The organism is Mesorhizobium sp. M7A.F.Ca.CA.003.01.2.1 (genome assembly GCF_003998945.1).
In the GTDB taxonomy this organism is placed as follows: domain Bacteria; phylum Pseudomonadota; class Alphaproteobacteria; order Rhizobiales; family Rhizobiaceae; genus Mesorhizobium; species Mesorhizobium ciceri.
This window is the reverse complement of record NZ_RZRA01001363.1, coordinates 1-1,031: the sequence shown is the minus strand read 5'-3', so window position 1 is coordinate 1,031 and position 1,031 is coordinate 1. Positions and strand designations below refer to the sequence as shown.

Here is a 1,031-nt window from a genome sequence, read left to right as displayed (position 1 = left end):
ATCGGCGCCAGGCTGGACTCAGTGTCGTTCTTTCGTTCCGAAACGCGACTTTGCCAGGCGGTGCGGTCGAGCCTGAAGAGCGTTGCCGACATGCCCCGCGCGCTGTCCAGGCTGGCGCTCAACCGGGGTGGGCCGCGCGACCTTGGCGCGCTGCGCGCCGGCTTCGAGGCGGCAGGCGCGATCGCCGAAATCTTTGCCGCGACCGCCCTGCCCCCGGAACTTGCGGCGGCATTGGCCGCCATCCATGCACTGCCCCAAGCGCTTTCGCAGCATCTGATGCAGGCACTTGGCGACGAACTGCCGCTGCTCAAGCGCGACGGCGGCTTCGTTCGTGGCGGCTACCATGCCGATCTCGACGAGATGCGGGCGCTGCGCGACGAATCGCGAAAGGTGATCGCCGGGCTGGAACGCTCGCTGATCGACGAGACCGGCATCCGCTCGCTGAAAATCCGGCACAACAATGTGCTCGGCTACTATATCGAGGTGACCGCCAACCACCATGCTGTGATGACCGGCAGCGATGGCGCCAAGGCGCGCTTCATCCACCGCCAGACCATGGCCAACGCCATGCGCTTTACCACGACCGAGCTTGCCGAGCTCGAGACCAAGATCGCCAATGCCGCCGACCGGGCGCTCAACATCGAACTGGCCGCCTTCGAGGCGCTGACGACGGAAGCGGTCGGCGAAGCGGAGAAGATCCGTGCCGGCGCCGATGCGCTGGCCGTGCTCGATGTCTCCGCGGCGCTCGCGCTTCTGTCGGAAAGCGAAGCCTGGTGCCGGCCGGTGGTGGATTCGAGCCTTGCCTTCGAGATTACGGGCGGGCGGCATCCGGTGGTCGAACAGGCCTTGCGCCGCTCCGGCGAAGGCCCGTTCGTCGCCAATGATTGCGACCTGTCGCCGGAGGGAGCTGCCCGGAACGGCGCGATCTGGCTTTTGACCGGCCCGAACATGGGCGGTAAATCGACATTCCTGCGGCAAAACGCGCTGATCGCCATCCTGGCCCAGACCGGCTCGTTCGTGCCGGCGACATC

Annotated in this window: 1 pseudogene; it reads left to right on the top strand. The window is 66.6% G+C overall.

From position 1 onward, the window contains the following. Window positions 1–1,031, top strand: a pseudogene (locus tag EN969_RS32670) (DNA mismatch repair protein MutS); the annotation flags it as partial.